We start from the raw sequence: 19898 nt of genomic DNA on the forward strand, positions 1-19898 counted from the left end.
CCGATCCGGCTCCATGCGCAGATTTGCCGGTTGGATGACGTTTTTTTCATAATGTTTTATTTAATGTTATCAAGAATATCAATCCTGACCCCAATTAAATGCCACATATATAATAAACTAAATATCAGATACTTACATAGCAATCAAATAGAAGAATGTTCCGCTATATCGTAAATCAATGTTGTCAGCTACTTTATTCAGGAATATATATGCCGGTTAAATTGATCATACTGATGAACTGCTTTTTTAGCCCATCCCAAAAAAGCAGCCGGATTTTATTTGATTAAAAAGCTATTAAAAAAGATGCTCCTAAGATTTGCTCATTCTGAGGTGAATTCCTTGGTAATTCCAAGGCGTTTCATTTTTGAGCCCAGCGTAGTAGACGGAATATTTAAGGCTTGGGCAGCACCGCCGATGCCCGACACTTTACCTTTACAACTTCTTAGAACGTAAAGTATGTGTTCGCGTTCGATCTCATCAATTGTTTTAATACGATTGATTGCCAGGTGGGGGTTGGATTCTTTATTTTCAGATGTCGGAAGATTGATCGCGTTGATGACCGGCTGGGTAGCTAACAAAATGCTCCGCTCAATGAGATGTTCAAGCTCCCTGACATTTCCAGGCCAGTCATAGGCGTGCAGTTGTTTCATCACCTTACTGGAAAAACCGATGACTTTTTTACCTGATTTTTTAGCATGTTTATTTAAAAAATGTGTTGCCAACAGGTTAATATCTTCTTTCCGTTCCCTTAAAGGAGGAATAAAAACCGGAAATACATTCAACCGGAAATAAAGGTCATTGCGAAAATTACCAAGTTTGACTTCCTGCTTCAAATCGCGGTTGGTAGCGGCAATGATTCGTACATTTGTTTTGATAACGGTCTTTCCGCCAACCCGTTCAATTTCCTTCTCCTGAAGCGCTCTCAAGAGCTTTACTTGCAGGTCGATCGGCAATTCCCCAATTTCGTCCAAAAAGAGTGTACTGTTATTGGCGAGTTCAAATTTACCGATCCTTCTTTCTGTAGCTCCTGTAAAACTTCCCCTTTCATGACCAAACAGCTCACTTTCGATCAGGTTAGGCGGAAGTGCGGCACAGTTAATCTTGACCATCATTTTGTCCCGCCTCGGTGAAGTGTTGTGAATCGCACGCGCAATTAACTCTTTCCCCGTTCCTGTTTCGCCCTGAATTAAAACAGAACTTGAGGTGCCTGCTACCTGAGAAACCATGTGAAACAAATTACCCATAACCCGGCTTGCCCCGACAATCTCGTTGTAATTGTTAGTAATCTCAATTTCCTCCTGCAGATAAAGATTTTCTATTTCCAGTTGCTCCCTGTACTGAAAGAGCTCCTTAAGCTGAACTTGAACTTGCTCATTATTCGTGATATTACGTATTGCAGCAGCCAGATATGGAGCGATTCCGGTTAATATACGGCCATAATCTTTTTCGCCTTTTACCAACCATAAAATCCCGACCTGCTCATCGCTTTGCTTGAGTGGCATCCCGATTAAAGAAGAAATGCCCATCGACTTAAAAAAAACGGCTGCTGATGTACCGACCCTGTCCTGATGCGCCCCGGTCTCCAAATCAATATATACAGGCCCGTTCGAATTCAGAACCGTTGTGGCCAGGTCTTCAGAAAAACAAAACGAAGAAGTTGTGATTTCCGGAACTCGTTCGCCCTGAACAAGCGGAGATAAAAACTTATGGAGGTAAAACCAGCGGTAAGATTGTCCGGCATCTTTAATCGTCAAAATATATTCTGCAGTCCTGAATAATTCGCACTGTGTGTTATCAAGTGCAGCGAGCAGCGTATCCCGGTCCCGTACCATCCCGATTTCTTTGATAAATTCAAATAGCTCCGCATTTTCAGCAGCCTGCAAATGCATTTGTTCAACGCGCAGCATATTAAATACTGCATGTGCCAGGGGCTTTGTCACCAAGCTAAGGATTTCCAGCTCAGAAACTGTAAAACCTTCCTGCTCTTTGCTGAACAATAACAGGTAGCCCGATGACTCTTTATCCATCATTGCTCCCGCCATGTGCGTAATACCCTGTTGAATCAATTGTTCAGCTATTTCGCTATCTGCTGTCATATCGCTGACAGCGAACGAAATAACCCGGGAATCAAGGAGTTGTTCCGTAAGCCATATTTTTAAATCATGATATGCATCCAAACCACAATAGTTAATTAAATCCGGCTTGTCTTCATTTGAAAAAAAAATGCTGTAATCAAAAAAACTGATCAAACGCTTCAATCCGCTGCTGATCAATTGCAGCAGATCAGCCTTGTGTCTTACCGCCGATATAGCGGAAATAAAATCGAACGAAGACGCCATGCCTTCAATTTTCAAACTGATTCCATTACGGAACGACAACCGATCCGGATCATTAATTTCGCGATTTGACCTGTCAGATAAACTCATAACTATTCGAGTTGTGACCAATCATCGAATATGGAACGGTCTACAACATGCTATTTAAAGCCAATATTATACCCAAGCATAACTAATTAACAATCAATTATTTAATAAAAATTATTGAATTGAATTATACGAAATATCGTATATTAACAAAGCTGGTGCTTTATTTCGTTTCAGCGTCTGAACGGTTCAGCCCGATCGGGCATTTCAGTCAATTTTTTGGAGAAAAAGTGTTGTTTGAATATGCAGATGATCTTCCAGGCTGTCATTCAACTCGCATTCTAACTCGAAGTCTTTCATGCTGATACTGCCGAAAAGATTAAAGCTAGCTACATTTTTTCGCTCTTCTACCCGAAGAACAGAGGAGTTAACGACTAAGGTAATTGGACGGGTGATCGCCTTCACAGATAAGTTACCGGTCAATTCCAAAATGCCTCCTGAACTAGGGATACAGCCATTGATTGCTGAAAACAAAATTTGCGGATAGTTTTTCACGGAAAGGAAACGCCCGGAACAAATTTGTTTGTCAATTCCCTTATCATGCGTATTTACTGAACCGGCATCTATCGAGAACTGTATTTCAGGGTTTTTGAAGTGATCCCCAGCATGTATTGCTCCAGTGAACTTTTTGAAATCGGCTATGATCAATCCAATTTTCATATACCTGACCTTGACCTGAATTGAAGACCTGTCCATCAGAACCTTCCACATATACTTTTTCATAATTGGCGTTGTAACGTTACCGGTGTTCGCAACACCGCAGGATTTACTTTCATAATTGTTTTATTGGCAAAAGCTGATCGAGCCGGGAAGGGGACCACAGCATAGTAACGATATATCCAAAAGCATACCAGCACCTAAAGCTTTAATATATAAATACTTACAACAAATCAACAATTAAAAATTTACGACATAGCGTAAATCAGCAAGTATCATTACGATAGCTAAAACACGTTAACTCATGCTACTTTTAGTAAAAAAAATGTTGTACCAGCATCTCTCCTGGCACAGCGTGGTTCAACTCTGGTGGGCGTTACCCTGATAAAAATCCATCAGGATCAAAAGTATACAGGCCACGATCACCGCTCTCGTAAAAATAAAAATGAACATATCCATGATTAATATTTTTTAGTAAATTGATTGAGGAACATCATCTGATACCTTAACATTATCATGTCTGGTCTATCTTATGAGAGGTCATTTGAAAACGTGATGGGTCATCAGATACTTTTAGTTCTAATCATCTGATTGCCCTGAAGTGTAAAAAACAGGACCAAGACAGACGGATAAATCTTTAACTCCAATGACAGTCAATGCTGCCCGACCAAACTCCCTCCGTAACCACAACTCGTCTAGGAAATAGATTTATGTTCATTTAATAGTCGTGCTAAACTAAATACACATCAAATGCCATTTTTTTAAAAAACTGACAATCAAATACTTAATAAAAAACATGAAAAAAAATTATACGTTATTTCAAAAATGTACGAATACAATTACATTATTCACCAGGCAAAAGGATTGCCTGCAATATTAACACAGGAGCTTTATCAATTTAATCGACTGTATATAATGTTATGCTCATCTGGAATATTTACCGGAGTGTTTCATCAAACCATGGAATACAATTTTACAATATCGAATGACAAATTAATTCCTGCATGATCAACCATCGGTTAATTCAAAAAATCAATATTCTCAAAAGTATAATTTCAATTTTCGGAAAAGGTCGTTGAGATCAGGTTTTGAATTTTTTCACGATGCCTAACTTGTTCATTTTAGAAATAAGCGTCGTGGGGGCAACATCCAGCAATTCCGCCGCTCCTCCGTTGCCTCCGATACGTCCATTGCACTTTTTCAACACGTTAAGAATATGATCCTTTTCCAGTTCCCGTATCGTTTTTATAGTTCCGTCGCTGCTCTGAAATTCATGCTGAGGCAAGGTATTATCAGGAAGGTCTATTACGTCCAGCGTATCACCGGTGTTTAAAAGAACTGCACGCTCCATTATATTTTCCATTTCCCGGATATTTCCCGGCCAATCGTAAGCGGTCAGGGCCTGAAGGACATCGCTGGACATATACCGGATATTTTTAGTCATTTGCTTTGAATACTTCCGGAGGAAAAATTCCGCCAGCTGCGCGATGTCCTCTGTTCGCTCCCTTAAAGGCGGCAGCATCATGGGAAAAACGTTTAGGCGATAATAAAGGTCGAGGCGAAAACGCCCTTCGGCTACTTCCCTTTCCAGATTTCGGTTCGTTGCAGCTATTATCCTGACATCCGTTTTAATTATCTGATTGCCACCAAGCCGAACAATCTCTTTTTCCTGAAGTACGCACAATAATTTAACCTGCAAATCAAGCGGAAGTTCTCCTATCTCATCCAAAAAGATTGTCCCGGAAGCAGCTTGTTCGAACTTGCCGATCCTCCTGTTCAGTGCACCGGTAAAAGCCCCCTTTTCATGGCCAAACAATTCAGATTCCATCAATGTAGCCGGAATTGCAGCGCAATTTACTTTAACAAACGGCATCGCTTTACGATTTGACAGGCGATGAATAGCCTGCGCGATCCGTTCCTTTCCCGTGCCACTTTCACCAAGAATAAGTACAGAAATTTCAAAAGGCGCCGCTACAGCAAGTTGCTTCTTGATTTCCTGGAATGTAGGGCTGGATCCTACCAAACCGTGTATCTCATCCTGACTGTCATCTGCTCCAATAATGTCATGAGCTAAAATCTCCCTTTCCGCGTTCAAAAAACCATTATGCTGTCCTGCTTTGGGTATAATTGCTGCTATGCGCATCAACACCAATCCAAGCCGGTCCAACAGGGCCGAATGTTCCTGATTATAACTGTTAGCTCCATGGCTGTAAAACGAGTAAGTAAATATGCCCTTGCCCGGAATGAATACCGGCATAATCAGGGCTGATCCCAAATCAAATGCCCGACTGATAATTTTGCGAAAAGGATTTTGCGCACACATCTGCTCAAACTGTTCCCCTGCAAACCATGCCGCCTTGTTCAGTGCCTCGGGAGGTATAATCGCTTCCTTCAGCTCCTGATCCGTCCGTCCGGTTTTAGCGGCAAGTTCTCCCATGGATATAAGTTCGAAGGCGTTATTCTCCTTAAAAAAAAGTATTCCATCATCGAATTCCTCTCCGTTATTTACCCAGCAAGTAGAATGATAGTCTATCGGAATATGCTCATTCAACGCTTCGAGAATTAATCTGATTTTTTCCTGCCAATCCGCTTTTCCAATCATGATATCCGCAATTTTCTGCTGCAGGATATTTTCCTTGATCAGTTTAGCTTCCAGATTATTTTCATGCCTGTAAGCCGCTATATCCAGTGTAACCAGTACATCCTTTTCCCGAAAGGGCTTAACCAGGAAGCCATATGGTCTGGTCAACTTTGCCTCTTCAAGAATTCGCTGATTGGAATTGGCCGAAACATATATGAATGGAATCTGCATGACCTGAAGTTGCCTGGCCAGGTCAATACCGGTCAGGTTACCTGAAAGCTGGATATCGATAAAAACCATTTCCGGTCTTTTCAATTTGATAATATCCAGCGCTCTGGCTACGGAAGGCGCAATACCGCAAATCTGGTGACCGGCCTTTTCCAATATAATCCGCAGGTCGCTCGCAACGATAAATTCGTCTTCAACAATCAATATTTTCCCGTTCATACAGCTGTTATGCTTCTTGTTCTAAAAAATTCAGTTCTGTTTCCATCAGGTTGACACACGCAAAAACTACCGTAATGGTAGTTCCGGAATTATTACTTATTTCAAAATGCCCCTGAAGTTGCTCTGCCAGTCCACGCATAAGATTCATACCCAGGGAATCATGAATTTTGGTATCAAAATGCGCTGGCAAGCCCACACCGTCATCGGCAACTTTCATCGTATACAAACCCTTTCGCTCTTCGTCCAGGAAAATCGTTATTTTGCCGGCCCCACGACCTGGAAATGCATATTTTATAGCGTTGGTAATGGCTTCGTTTAAAATAAGCCCCAGCGGCACTGCTTGTGCGATGTCCAATTCCAGTTTCAGGGTCTGTATGTGAAACGTAACCAGGTGATTTTCATCAAAGCTGTCTTTCAGATAATTAACGAGTTCCGGAATATATATTGACATATCGATCAGTGCCAGATTATCGGATTGATATAGCTTTTGATGAATCAATGACATGGCCTGCATTCTTCGCTGGCTGTTTTGAATTGCCTCAAGGGCGTCTTCATTAACCATGTAAGATGATTGGATGTTGAGCAGGCTCATGGTAATCTGCAGGTTATTTTTGACCCGGTGATGTATCTCCCTCAGCAGCCACTCTTTTTCTTTAAGCAATACCTTTTGCCGTTCATTTAATGTGATCAAGGCACTGTTTTGCTCGTCAATCTCGGCCTGATGAGCCTGTAATAAGAGATTACTGTTTTGTTTTAACCGATACCTGTTATACAGCACGATCACGAGCAATACTAACAAAATAGCGCTTATCAATACGACATTTTTGATGACCCGTTCCTGCCGGACCTGCAATTGCTGTAACTGAGCCTTTTTTCTCCATAACTGAATATCCTTTGATTTCAACTGTATATTCTTGTCTTTTTCATCTGACTCATATTGGATCTGCAGTGAAGCGACTTGTCTGATTTTCTTTTCATTAAATACCGAATCATTTACCGCTTTATACCGCTGATAGTGATTGATGGCGGATTGATATTTACCGAGGGCAGAGTCTGCTTTGAACCACCACAACTCATCATCATATGTCAGATAATTCAGATTGTTTACTTTACAAAAAGCCTGATGTAACAACAAAAAAGCGTACGATTTCTCATACTGGTTGGTCTGCTGATAATAAAAAATGCTCCCCATGTAGACTTTACTGTGCGCTTCTGATTTTGCATCAAGCTTCAAATCGATCGTGCTAATCATCTTCAGGTATTTTTCTGCTGCGTTGAAACGCTTCATTTTAAGGTAAATTCTGATGTACGCATAACCAATCTCCACATCAGTTCTCAGGTCCTCCCCCGGTTTTGTTTCCCCGTCTAATCGGTTGATAACCTGAAGGGCAGATGCCGGCCGGTTCATTTTCACCAATGCACTTGACAAGTTCAGGGCAAGCAGCTGTATGGAAGGCTGATGATGATACTTTCTGGCGATGTGCAGGGACTTTTTATAGTAAGAAACAGCATTTTCAAGATCGTTCGCGCGGAAATAACTAAAACCAAGCCTGTTAAATATGGTGCAAAGTAGTAAACTGGTATCCCTAACCGCAATAGCCGTTTGCACGGCGAGCAATCCATACTTTATACCGTTGATATAATCGCCCATATTAGAGAAATTCTCTCCAAGGAGGTCATAAACGGCCTGTAGTTCCTTATAATGAACAGATTGATAAAGAACAAGTGCGCGTTGCAGGTCCTTAAGTGCCATACCCGGAGGGCGTGTATAGGTTTTAAAATCGCCGATATCTGTTAAGGTAGTCGCCGCTCTGGATTTATTCCCCATTTGTAGAAATAGGGCAACGGCCTTCTCATAATAGTCAAGCTTGATATCTAATTCATCGCCCTCTTCCTTGTAATGCTGACCAATAATGATAAATGCCTCGGCCTGATCCGTTAAATTTTTTGTTTTGCGAAAAATCGCCAATGCCTTTTCTGCCGACCGTAAGCCTTCATTCTTTTTGCCTTCATGATTTTGAAGTAAAGCCTCCATGAGCAACGCGTTACCCTGACCGGCAGAGTCACGAAGTTTCCAGCTTAGTTGCTGCGCCTCCTCCAACAACATCCGGGAACCGTCAATATCAGACTTGACGGCACCGGATTTGAACAGCAAAGCGCGGCTTAGTGCTAACAACAATTTTACACGGTTGCTATCAGGCTTGCTTTCTTTTAATTTTTCCTTTAAAAAAGGAAGTGATTTATTTGCAAACGATTGTGCAGAAGCCATCGGTATTTTAAGGAAGACCAGATACACCAACAGAAGGAAAAAATGATATTTTTTCATAACAATGTTTGATTTTCAAAATCTGGGCTTATGATTCAAATTATCCGCCGGCCAGGGTATTGAGACTATTCGCCACACCTGACTTGCTTTAAACTTATTTATATGAGTTTTAAAAGCAGGCGATAAGCTCTGGTGCAATAAAAGCGAATCTTATACCATTAATCAATATTCTGATTATCAATTATTTAAACAAATATTTTTTTAAATAATTTACGATATATCGGCAATTGACATAGCTGGTATGATATACCATAGCGTCGTCCGCAAAAATCCGGATTAACGTACACTTTTATCAAGATTGCTCACCTTGATTAGCCCTGATTCATTAATCGTAATTTCTCGTTTCCGACAATCACAAAGTCCAAAACAATTCATTCCGGTTAGCTGAAAGAATGACAACCGCGGGCATTATTTGGAAAAACTAATTACTGGCAGGCCCCAACATAAAATCCAGACAGACGCTCAGGCCATGATCCCGGGCAAATACAAGCTTTGCATCGAGCTGTCCTGCCAGTCCATGAATCAATCCGATACCAAGTGTTTGATCATTTTTGTGCCAAAAGTCAGTCCCCTTATATTGCACTCCGTTGTCTTTGATCTCTAACGTGATATGTCTATCGGATGCCTGTTTCATCGAAATGTGAATATCTCCTGTTGCACGTTTAATAAAGGCATGCCGGAGGCAATTCGTGATAACCTCATTCATGAACAATCCTAAGGGTTCAGCTATGCATAATCTTAAGCTGATGATTTGCAGATCCAATTTAAAGTCAACGGTTTCGGGTGTCATGAAATATTTTTTAAGGCTGGTAACCATTTGTCTTACATATGCAGACATCTCAACATATTCCTCGCCCTGAGAAAAAAAAATCTGACGATGAACAAGATATATGGCCTTTATTCTTGTTTGACTTTGAAGAAAGGCATCTCTCGCCATTGCATGCTCCAGCGATGCAGACTCATGATTCAACAACATTAAAATCATTTCCAGGTTCTTTTGGATACGATATTGCAGCTCGTCCTCCAGTCGCGCGTTGCAACGGAGGATTGTTTTATTGTCTGACTCAATTCTTATTGCTTCTTTGCTCTTTCGTTCAATTAACGTCGTACCCACCCGTAGCCTTCGTGCATTGTTAAATCTGCGTTTAACGGCAAAGCATACCAGCATAATTACACCACACAACGAAATGGCCGCCCATGCCGTCAGCCCTTTGAGCTGTTGCAAGTCCCTCTGAAAGAAAACGTTAAAGAATATTTGCAATGACGGCATTTTTAGGTTTGAATTGAAGTCTATAGATACTTAAACACACTGATAACTCAAATACTTGATAATTAGGGATATTTCCATTTCTTCACTTTGCTCGATCAATGGTTCTACCTTGAGTTTTTCACAAAGGGCATACAGCAAACCGATCCGGGTTTGCACTTCTTCACCTCCCCCCTCCGGTGGTAATCTGATTAATTCGTTAGGGTATGTTAATACAAGCCTTAAGTTGACATCGTCGATCTTTAGCAACCCGACGCGAAAACTTATATCCCGAAATATGGAAAAGTGACAACTGATCGCGTATCGGATCAACTCATTAATGATCAATCCCACAATGTCTGCCTGGGTAATATCAAGCCTCAAAGCCGTTTTGTCAACTAAAATGGAAACGTTATATCCCCCATCCTGATAGTTTTCAGAAATCACAATAGCGAGCTCTTCCATAAAAAGGAACATATCAACCATCTGGATATCTTCTTTACCATAAAATCTTTTGTAGGCTAAGAGCATGACCTGCAACCTTATTTGGCTATCTCTCAAAGCGGATTTAATAATTGGGTCATGAATATAACCCAATTGTGTGCTCATCAGGCTAAGGACAAGCTGCATGTTATTTTTAACGCGGTGGTGAACTTTGCCAAGTAACAATTCCTTTTTTATTAAAAGGTCATACTTTTCGCTTAGCAGATCCTCGATTTTCCTGTTCTTCGATCGTACTTGTTCCCGTCTTCTAAGCACCAGAAGCCTGCTGTTACGTTCATTAATCCACATTTGATAAAGTAAGCCAGCCGCAATCAACAGGCAGGTTACGATTAAAATGATTTGTACGTGCGCACAGTAAATAGGGATAATAGTTTCGTTTTTGATTAAACAGGGCACGTTGTTCTCAGTTCGCATTGTCAAATGATTAAAATTGTCTGTGTGACCAGGCACGTTACGCCTAGCCACCAAACACATACCCATATACAACTAACTAAAAAACAGTCATTTATATAAAATCAAAAACAAGTTTATTCCGATATAACGTAAAAAAACGAACCAAAAATTGTCCGGATACTGCTTACACCTCCATAAACTATCCTGAACTCGCCACTGATTGTTGCAGATGATTTACGATATAAAGGAAGTTTCCAATTGCCATTTTTAACTATCCACCTCTTTTTCAATCAATTGCAAAACGGCACCAACTTTGAATGATCAGGCAGAAACTATTCTCCACCATAATCAAACTTAAAAATGGACACGACGCTCACCGTTAGACATATATCGATCAAACTTGACATTCCATTCGAAGAATTTATTGATAACCTGGAGAAGGAGGCCGGTTTTTTCAATGACGCAGTTTTGGCCGAGATTGAGGCCAGCCCACATGATGCGGAAGAGAAGATTAATAAAATGGCCGGGAAAGAAAATATCATCATATTTTCTTCATTCGACCGCGGACAACTTTTCAAGGCCTACGGTTTTCGGATGAAGATGAAACATTATATCATCGGAAATTCCTCGGCAGCTGCACTTATGACCAAACTGGTGCCCAGTGCCGCGCTTTTTACGCCTATACAGTTAATTGTATACGAGGCTGAGAATGGCGAAGTTTATGCTGCTTACAATCTCCCCATACTTTATCCCGGAGAACTTGGTTTAGAAGTGGCAGAGCTTGGTCTTGCACTTGATATAAGACTAAAAAATCTGATACAGTCATCAAACAGCATAAGTGCTTAGGTATGCCTATTTGATCCTTCATCCTGTTTAACGAAGTGAGGCCGTACAAAGTGTAACTTACGGCCTCACATTTTCGATAATGATTATAATTACGATTTTTCTCCGAAAAAGAATTACTTCTTTGTTACTGGTCAGTGACCCTTTTCCGGTCCCAAATGACAGATCAAATTCAGTTGGTAAACGCGGCCCGGTTCTTGTCAATAAAAGCGGCCAGCGTCATCGGGCGAATACCTGTGATATCCTCGATTGTATTATTAAAATTAGGTAATCCGAAAACATTATCACGTTCCACATTGGCGATATGGTTTTTGAAATGAGCATAACCTCCCCAACCTATCGAATCAGCCATTTCCTGAATGGAAACTTGTTCGTAAGCTATATCCTTTCCGAGTGTTTTTCCTATAATTTCACCGATCTCGGTATAGCTCAACATTTCCGGGCCAAACAGCTGGTGAACCTTACCGATGTGCTGCTCCGGGTCAGCCAGGATACTTACAATTGTACGTGCCAGGTCTTCACCAGCAACAGGAGCATGTTGTGTTTCCTTAGGAAAAGCCATTTGCAACTTATCGGCCTTAATTTGACTGGTCAGATATAAAAACCATTCAGAAAAGAATGTAGGTCTTAAATGGGTCGTAGGAATTCCAGTCCAGTTAAATACTTCTTCTGACAGGAAATGACGTATGGTGGCCGGGCTTTTCACACCGGGTGCAACCTGTTTCTGAGACATATTTACAATAAATTCTGCTCCTGCTTCTTTCGCGGCCTGAGCGAAAATAACGGTAACGTCGACCAGATCCGGACTAAGCGGATAACAAAAATATCCCCTTGTCGCTCCCTGCCAGGCTAACCTGACATCGTCCATATTCTGCATATCGCCTACTACGATTTCTGCACCTAACGCTTTTAATCGGTTAGAGCGTTCATCTTCTTTATGTACCAACGCGCGAACAGGGAAACCCATTTGCAATAACATCTCTACAGAGGGTGCACCAGTGGCTCCTGTTGCACCTGTAATTAAAATTTTCGGTTTTTCCATTTTTTTCTTTTTAAGCTATTTTAACCGCTTCAAAATATGCAGCGCCCCAACCCCTATTAAACAAGTTTAATAAAGAAACTACTTTCATTTTGAAACTAATTGCAAACATATTATTTTTCTCATCTACCTATGGTAATTTGAATGTAAAAGAAAAGGCTGTACATCATACAGCCTTACATATTTGAGCGAAACCAGAAAGTTGGATTTTAGTTACCGGCGATTTGCCGGAATAAAATTGTTAAAGAGTCGGGCCTGGACAAAAACGGAGAGTGACTGGAATTAATGGTATAGGTTTTAGTTAAACCCGCCGCTGCAACTTCCCTTTTTTGCAAAATGTAGGTTACTGCGTGATCCTGAAGCGTATGTATGAAATATTTATCCACTGATCCCCAGTTGGCATCAGTCAACACGACCGGAGCCTTAAAGGGTTGGCCTGGCTCCAATTTGTAATTTTTAATTAAGAAAGCCTTGATGTCAGCTGAGCCATCCTGAACAAAAATATCCGGAATATTGTCCCGAACAACATCCAGCGAATCCAGGGTTGCGCTGGTGGGCCTGAGTGACATACCTAGAAGCGATGTATTATCGGTGAGTGCCAGTTCCAGCAGTGACTGTCCGCTTTTGGGTAGAAAAGCTCCTACATAGATCATCTTTTCAATCTTGGACGGAATTTTTTCTGCAACCGCTGAGATAACCATGCCGGCCATGCTGTGACCTATTAAAATTACTTTGGTATTCAAACTGTCGATAACGCCAATCACTTTATCGCGGTATTGATCGAGCGTGATTGTGGCATATGGCGTGGTTTGATCTGATCCGTGTCCCGGTAACTGAACAACCTTCACCACCTGCCCTTCGGATTCCAGCCTGGCCTTAACTGCTTGCCAGGCGTAAGGACCTGACCAGGAGCCTGGTACAATCACATAGGTTTTTCCGGGTGTATGTATGATAGTGTGGTCTTTCCCGCAACTTCCAAACCAAATAATCAATGTTGCTGCGCATAGCAGCGTAAATAATGCTTTTTTCATCTTGTTAATTTTAGTAGGCAATTCATAAAATTCATCCATCTGTCCTGACGCTCCTGATCAAAGCGTCGACAATTCGTCTTCCAAAGAAATGCCATTCAATAAATAGCTATAAATCAGCAAATTAATTAAATATCAAAAAACTATAACCTCCGGTATATCGTAAATCAGCGCCTATAAATACTACATTGCAGGTAAACGGAGACCAGTACTATTATGCACAGTTGAAAGCTCAAAATCCCGAAAGAAGCTAACCTAAGGGAAAGGCAGTGATCATTGAGGAATATGATGCGTCAAATCAGGTTTTCCAATTGTCGTTCTACGACATAAAGTAACAAACGCCGGCCACATATTAAATAATTTACTAACAATGAGCGCTTTATAAATTGGCACATAAATAGCATCCTTAAATACGGAAAGCTGTGACAGGAGTTAAATCTGTTTTTTCTTGGAATAGGTGACGCTCCAATACTGAACCAACTGATCGGCTGAATTATAAACAAGGCATCAACAATACACTATAAATAGAATATGGAAGCATCAATCATTAATGCCATCGCCAGTTTCGGGGAAATTGGAAAAATAGTGGTTCGCTTTGGCATAGTTGTGGTTTTTTTATGGATAGGCGGATTGAAATTTTACAGTTACGAAGCCGACGGGATTGTTCCTTTTGTTGCTAACAGCCCATTTATGTCATTTTTCTACAGGCATCCCGAATCCTACAAAACCCATAAAAATAAAGAAGGAGAACAGGTAACGAAGAATCAGGAGTGGAATAAGAGCAATAATACTTATGGTTTCGCAAGGGCTTTAGGCACCTTGATTATAACTTTAGGTCTGTTGGTGGCGTTGTACAGGATTTTTCCCTTGCCTAGTATGATAGCGAGCATATTTATCTTTTTCATGACGCTTGGTACGCTTTCATTTTTAATAACCACGCCGGAGGCATGGGTACCGAATTTGGGTGGCAAAGACTTCGGGTTCCCATTTCTCTCAGGAGCAGGGAGGCTGGTCATCAAAGACGTTGTAATTCTTGGCGGGGCGATCATCACCATGAGTGATTCGGCAAGACTATACCTTACCCGTAAAAAATCAAAAAATAGATATCCCCATCCGATTCATCCCGGGCGAACCAGTAACCGGCCGGTGTAAATACACGAAAAAACAACAAGCCATGAACAATCCTGTTTTATGCTCGTCTCTCAGAACACATAGCTATTGTCAGCTGTGCGCTCGCTGTCGTGACCGCACCACCGATTATCCGCCACTTTTTATAGAAAAGAAGAATCTGTTAAAGACTAACCAAATCGAAAGATCAAAACAATAGAAACTGAAATTATATCAACCTTTTTATGATACCTGCTATTCCAGATTATGTTACTGCCATTTTTGTACTGACTGTCCTTACAACAGGTCTGCTTTGCCAAAGCTATATCAGGCAATCCAGAATTCCGGACAGAAAACGCAAAGCCAATTTTGTTTTACTGCTCCAGAGCCTTTGGCTGATCCTGCAAGGAATTTTGGCATATAAATACGTTTACAGTAACCATCTCGATCATATCCCCCCCCTTTTGCTGATATTTGGAATACTTCCACCCTTCTTACTGATAGTAGTTTTATTTTTGACAAGAAGCGGGCGTTCCTTTATCGATAGTTTGCCTCTAAGAGGACTCATGATACTGAACATCGTCAGACTTCCGGTGGAAATCACGCTGTTTTTCCTTTTCCTTCACAAATCAGTTCCTGGTTTAATGACATTCGAAGGAGGAAACCTTGATATACTTTCAGGGATCAGCGCTCCCATAATGATCAGCCTTGGATTTGGAAACAAGCGAATACATCGGTTAGCATTGCTGTTATGGAATTTTATCTGTGTGGGATTATTGTTGAATATCGTTTTGAGAGCATTGCTTTCAGCGCCCTTTCCGTTTCAGGCATTGGCCTTTGAACAACCTAATATCGCCATACTCTATTTTCCATTTATCTGGCTGCCTGTCTTCATTGTACCGCTGGTATTGTTTGGACATTTGGCCATGTTGCGAAAATTGCTCCTCTAATGATTCATAAGCTTTCCCTAAGCCTCGTAACCGAAACGTCATAAAAATTAAAAAAAATCAAAACCAGTTTCAATTAAAAATTAGTTTTATAACTTTGTTATGTTCTCCGGGGGGTATTTGACCGGTAATTTTCAAAAGCGTCTCAATCAAAAGAAATGGATCAATTTAATATATTGCTAGCAGAAAAACGTAACAGGCTCCTTGACCTGACAAAAGCGCTCACCACTGAACAGTACAACTACATTCCTCAGGGCTTTAATAATAATATTATCTGGAATATAGGGCATTTGCTTGTATTTAGCGAAAATCTACTGTATGAAAGATCCGGATTACCCGCACCCGTACATACCATTTCTCTCGTAAATTTCAATATGGGCAGAAGGCCTGACAGTTATATTAACCGTGAAGAAATAGGTATTATCAGAGATCTTTATTTGCAATCATACAATTTCTTTGAAAGGCTTTTAAAAACAAATGGAGACGTAGATATCAATTCACCTATGCATCTGGCCATTCAGGATAGGGTAATGCAGTTTTTACTTTTTCACGAAGATCAGCATTATCAGCGGGTTACCGAATTGCTCAAAGCAATTTAATAAAGTTATATGGCATCATCCGTTAGTATGGAATTTTTTACCGATCCCCAACCTTTTCATCTTTGAATGGACAGTAGTAACGGGCAGTTTAAGAATTTCGGCGGCACCACCTAAGCCGCCTACTTTGCCACGGCAAGACTTGAGTACCGCCATAATGTGATCCCGTTCAACTTCATCGATTGTTTTGAAAGCACCAGGAAAATTGTTGCCACCTGAAACCTCCGCCCTGGCAACCGGGAGATGAAGATGATTGATCACCGGCTGTGATGCCATTAAAATAGTTCGTTCAATGAGATGTTCCAGTTCCCGCACATTACCGGGCCAGCTATATGACATTAGCTCCTTCATAGCACTGGTCGAAAAACCAATTACCTTTTTATTGGATTTTTTGTTGTGTTTTTCGAGAAAATGCACCGCAAGCAAAGGAATATCATCTATTCGCTCCCTTAAGGGCGGGATCGTAATGGGAAATATATTGAGTCTGAAGAAAAGATCACTTCGGAAATTACCCAACTGAACCTCTTTTGTCAAGTCCCGGTTCGTGGCGGCTATCACGCGGACATCCGTTTTAATTACTGACCGGCCGCCTACTCGTTCAATCTCTTTTTCCTGCAATGCGCGAAGCAGTTTGGCTTGCAAATCCAATGGCATCTCCCCTATTTCGTCTAGAAAAATAGTGCTGTTATTGGCCAGCTCAAATTTGCCGATCCGTCTGTCTGTAGCACCCGTGAAACTACCCCGCTCGTGACCAAAAAGCTCGCTTTCGATCAGATTCGATGGAAGGGTCGCACAATTCACTTTCACCATAACCTTATTTTTACGCTGAGAATTGTTATGAATAGCCCTGGCAATTAGTTCCTTTCCTGTCCCGGTTTCGCCGAGCAGTAATACGGAACTTTGGGTTTCAGACACCTGAGAAATAAGCCGGAACACTTCATGCATACTACTGCTCATCCCGATGAGTTCGATGTAGTTATGCGTTGTATAAATCTCTTCCTGCAAATAAAGGTTTTCAACCTCAAGCTGTTGTTTGAAGCCAGATATTTCTGAGATTTGCTGCTCTATCCTGTCGTTGGCAACGATGTTAACTAAGGCTATCGACAATTGTGCACAAAAGTCTTGAAGGAGATCAAGCAGGCCCTTTGTTAATCTTGCTTCTTGTCCGGTAAAAGCTATGAAAAAACCGGTGGCCTGTTTGTTGTCGTAAAATGGGATCGCCACCCCTTGTTTAGCATTGCTCAATAACTCATCGTTCCAAAAATCTTTATTTCCGAACGACGTTATCAATTCGTGGGGAGTAAAAACTGTAGCTTGCCCGACCGTCAGTACATGGTTAAAAAAAATCCCGTTAATATTAATATTTTCATCGTTCACCCTCCCGGTTGCATTGCTGCCGTTGAAGGTCTGTGACGGGGTAAATTCAAGGAACACCTGACCGCTGTCCCGCTCGTCGTTTAATTTAATAATGAACGCATAGCTAAATTTTAGAATATCGGACAGCCTGTCCTGAACGATCCTCAGCAGATCCTTCCTATCGCGAACCTTCGCAATATCTTTACTTAACTCAAGCAGTAAGGTTTGTTCATATTCCTTTTTGAGAGCACGTTCACTACTAAGAATGTTGACTACGGTAAATGAAAGCTGATCCGCAATTCCCTGAAGCAATCCATAATGCTTTTTTGAAAACTGATGTTCCCCTGACAGCTGCAAAAACAGTCCTCCGAGAATTTGTTCGCCATTTCTTATTCCAACACCTACCAGTTTTTGCTCATCTTCCAGCATATCCGTGTTCAACAGATCATGACGAAGCATTTCCTTCAGTTCATAGATCACCGGCCCATCCACCTGTTGAAGGGCCCCGATCAACGCCTTGCCCAAGCCATTTGCTACTACACGCTCATTGCCGAAAACTGGCTCTGCCCGCCTATGGGAATCAGATTTGATCAAATTGTAATAAACGTCGTTTTCCTGATCATAAAGAACAATGACCAGGTGTTCATATGCAAGAATATCTTTTATCCTTTCTTGCAGTATGTTTTTGAGCGTTTTACGATCCCTTACGGTGGAGATCCCATTGCTAAAACTGAGCAGGAAGGAAACATCACTCTCCCGTTCGGCAATCAGTTCATTGGCGATAATGTTAGCAATTACTAAACTCAATTGGCTGGATATACTTCTGATCAGGCTCATCTGTCCTTTCGAAAACGAATTGACCCTTTCAGATGCCCAAAAAAGCGCACCCACATCCTCGCGCCCATTTCTCATGGCTATCCCTACTATCTCTTTCACCCCCGTATCGCGGTAAAAATTGACGTATGCTGGCGCGTGACCGTTTTTTAATAAATCTTCAACGATGAATGTAGCGGGATAGTCTGACTGCATTACCTGATTGATAATTCCGTCATCCACGGGATGAAGTGAATTTACCTGTCGTTTAAAATCCTGATGTTTTAGGCGTTTCTCTTCCAACTCATAAACAAAGACGCTGTATTCGAGTTTATCCGGGTTGAGTACCGTAATAACCAAATCGTTAAAATGCAACAACGGTTTAAGTTTTGTTCTGATTATTGATAATAATTGCGCTTTGTTTCGGATGGCGGCTATGTCATTACTTAATGCGAGGAGTGCTTCTTTTTCGTACTCCCGGTTTTTCCGTTCTTCATTAGTAAGTACATTTACAACTGCAGTACCGAGCTGGTGTTTTAACCTGTTAATTTTTAAAAGCTCCTCTTCCTGAAAGGATCCCGTTAACCCGGACGCGAAAAGTATGGCTCCTACGTTTGCTCCGTTAATGCGGACAGGAATACCAGCGATCCTTTTCATGTTATTTTCGTACCAGATCAGCGCATACGACGGAATCTGCTGCCAATGCATGATTTCTTCCAAATCCCAGACCTGTGGATAGTCGGCCCGCATGACCATGCCGATAATATCGTCCTTGTCTAAAAACAAAGTATTATTAATCTCATCTGCCTCAGCATTGGAGATTTCGTAACCCTTTCCGAAATAGGATAAGGAAACTTCATAACCTGGATAATCCTGATTGATTACTGGGATAATGAAGCTGTTAAACTGGAAACCTTCACCTAATTTCCCGGCGGCCAGTTTGTTCAAATCCACTCTATTCTGTACAGAGGAAATATCTGAAAGTAATTCAAATAAAAGCTCTTTGTCAATGTTTTTTTGCTCAGCAGCCTCGTTGTACATGATATTGTTCAGGACCGCCGGCAATAAATGACTTATTGTTAACGCAATAGTGGACTCATCACCGGTAAAAGCACTTAAATTACGTGAAAGAAAGTAAAGGCAGCCCATATTGCCCTTTTTCTCTGCTAAGGCCACACCTAAGATTTTTTTCATCCCGTCCCGGGCAATATTCTGCAGGTAGAGGGGGACATTTTTACTTCCGGATAGTTTAGTCAGGTCCCAAACCAAAGGTTTGTCACTGCTGAGTGTCACATCATAAAACCCATCGTCCAACGGATAATCTGCGTCGGTTAACTTGAAGAACATTTCATTCTGATCAACATGAAATACTGAATAGCGAATAAAATTACGATGCGTACCGTTAGAATAATCAGCTAATGAAATGACTACATCATCAAATTCAATTAATTTTGAAAATTTCTTACTGATGACATCTATTAATTCTGCGCGGCTCCTCACCGCCAGGAAATCAATATTCAATCCTGCAATTGCCTGCTGTGGGTAATTGCCATTACCGTCACTGTTCTGTTTGACCACTGCCTTATATTTTA

At 41.2% G+C, this 19898-nt stretch carries 13 protein-coding genes; 4 read left to right on the plus strand and 9 right to left on the minus strand.

What is annotated here, in order from left to right:
• Window positions 1–320: 320 nt before the first annotated feature.
• The 6 genes from QWZ01_RS10840 to QWZ01_RS10865 form a co-directional block, all read right to left on the minus strand.
• Window positions 321–2426, minus strand: a complete 2106-nt coding sequence (locus QWZ01_RS10840; RefSeq protein ID WP_290323339.1) for a sigma-54 interaction domain-containing protein — start codon at window positions 2424–2426, stop codon at window positions 321–323.
• Window positions 2427–2630: 204 nt separating this feature from the next.
• Window positions 2631–3146, minus strand: a complete 516-nt coding sequence (locus QWZ01_RS10845) for a YceI family protein (protein WP_290323340.1) — start codon at window positions 3144–3146, stop codon at window positions 2631–2633.
• Between the two features lie 1015 nt (window positions 3147–4161).
• On the minus strand, window positions 4162–6108 hold the full coding sequence (locus QWZ01_RS10850) for a sigma 54-interacting response regulator (RefSeq protein ID WP_290323341.1): 1947 nt from the start codon (window positions 6106–6108) through the stop codon (window positions 4162–4164).
• Window positions 6109–6115: 7 nt separating this feature from the next.
• Window positions 6116–8434 (minus strand): histidine kinase dimerization/phosphoacceptor domain -containing protein, encoded by a 2319-nt coding sequence (locus tag QWZ01_RS10855; protein ID WP_290323342.1) that lies wholly within the window; start codon window positions 8432–8434, stop codon window positions 6116–6118.
• Window positions 8435–8855: 421 nt separating this feature from the next.
• Window positions 8856–9704 (minus strand): sensor histidine kinase, encoded by an 849-nt coding sequence (locus tag QWZ01_RS10860; protein ID WP_290323343.1) that lies wholly within the window; start codon window positions 9702–9704, stop codon window positions 8856–8858.
• 30 nt (window positions 9705–9734) lie between these two features.
• Complete coding sequence (locus QWZ01_RS10865; RefSeq protein WP_290323344.1) at window positions 9735–10598, minus strand: histidine kinase dimerization/phosphoacceptor domain -containing protein; 864 nt, start codon at window positions 10596–10598, stop codon at window positions 9735–9737.
• Window positions 10599–10937: 339 nt separating this feature from the next.
• Between QWZ01_RS10865 and QWZ01_RS10870 the strand changes: the two genes are divergently transcribed.
• Entirely contained in the window at window positions 10938–11423 is a 486-nt protein-coding gene (locus tag QWZ01_RS10870; protein ID WP_290323345.1) for a DUF302 domain-containing protein, read from the plus strand.
• 169 nt (window positions 11424–11592) lie between these two features.
• Here QWZ01_RS10870 and QWZ01_RS10875 read toward each other — a convergent pair whose 3' ends face one another.
• Together QWZ01_RS10875 and QWZ01_RS10880 are read right to left on the minus strand one after the other, a co-directional pair.
• On the minus strand, window positions 11593–12462 hold the full coding sequence (locus QWZ01_RS10875; RefSeq protein ID WP_290323346.1) for an NmrA family NAD(P)-binding protein: 870 nt from the start codon (window positions 12460–12462) through the stop codon (window positions 11593–11595).
• A 206-nt stretch (window positions 12463–12668) separates the two neighbouring features.
• Window positions 12669–13490: an alpha/beta fold hydrolase gene (locus QWZ01_RS10880; protein WP_290323347.1), complete on the minus strand. Its 822-nt coding sequence runs from the start codon at window positions 13488–13490 to the stop codon at window positions 12669–12671.
• Between the two features lie 528 nt (window positions 13491–14018).
• Here QWZ01_RS10880 and QWZ01_RS10885 point away from each other — a divergent pair.
• The 3 genes from QWZ01_RS10885 (at window position 14019) to QWZ01_RS10895 (ending at window position 16140) form a co-directional block, all read left to right on the plus strand.
• Window positions 14019–14639 (plus strand): DUF417 family protein, encoded by a 621-nt coding sequence (locus QWZ01_RS10885; RefSeq protein ID WP_290323348.1) that lies wholly within the window; start codon window positions 14019–14021, stop codon window positions 14637–14639.
• Window positions 14640–14839: 200 nt separating this feature from the next.
• Entirely contained in the window at window positions 14840–15544 is a 705-nt protein-coding gene (locus QWZ01_RS10890; protein WP_290323349.1) for a DUF8737 domain-containing protein, read from the plus strand.
• Window positions 15545–15699: 155 nt separating this feature from the next.
• Entirely contained in the window at window positions 15700–16140 is a 441-nt protein-coding gene (locus QWZ01_RS10895) for a DinB family protein (protein ID WP_290323350.1), read from the plus strand.
• 15 nt (window positions 16141–16155) lie between these two features.
• Here QWZ01_RS10895 and QWZ01_RS10900 read toward each other — a convergent pair whose 3' ends face one another.
• Window positions 16156–19884, minus strand: coding sequence for a sigma-54-dependent Fis family transcriptional regulator (locus QWZ01_RS10900; RefSeq protein WP_290323351.1), 3729 nt, complete (start codon window positions 19882–19884; stop codon window positions 16156–16158).
• Window positions 19885–19898 lie beyond the last annotated feature (14 nt).

This window comes from Mucilaginibacter aquaedulcis (assembly GCF_030409325.1).
GTDB lineage: Bacteria > Bacteroidota > Bacteroidia > Sphingobacteriales > Sphingobacteriaceae > Mucilaginibacter > Mucilaginibacter aquaedulcis.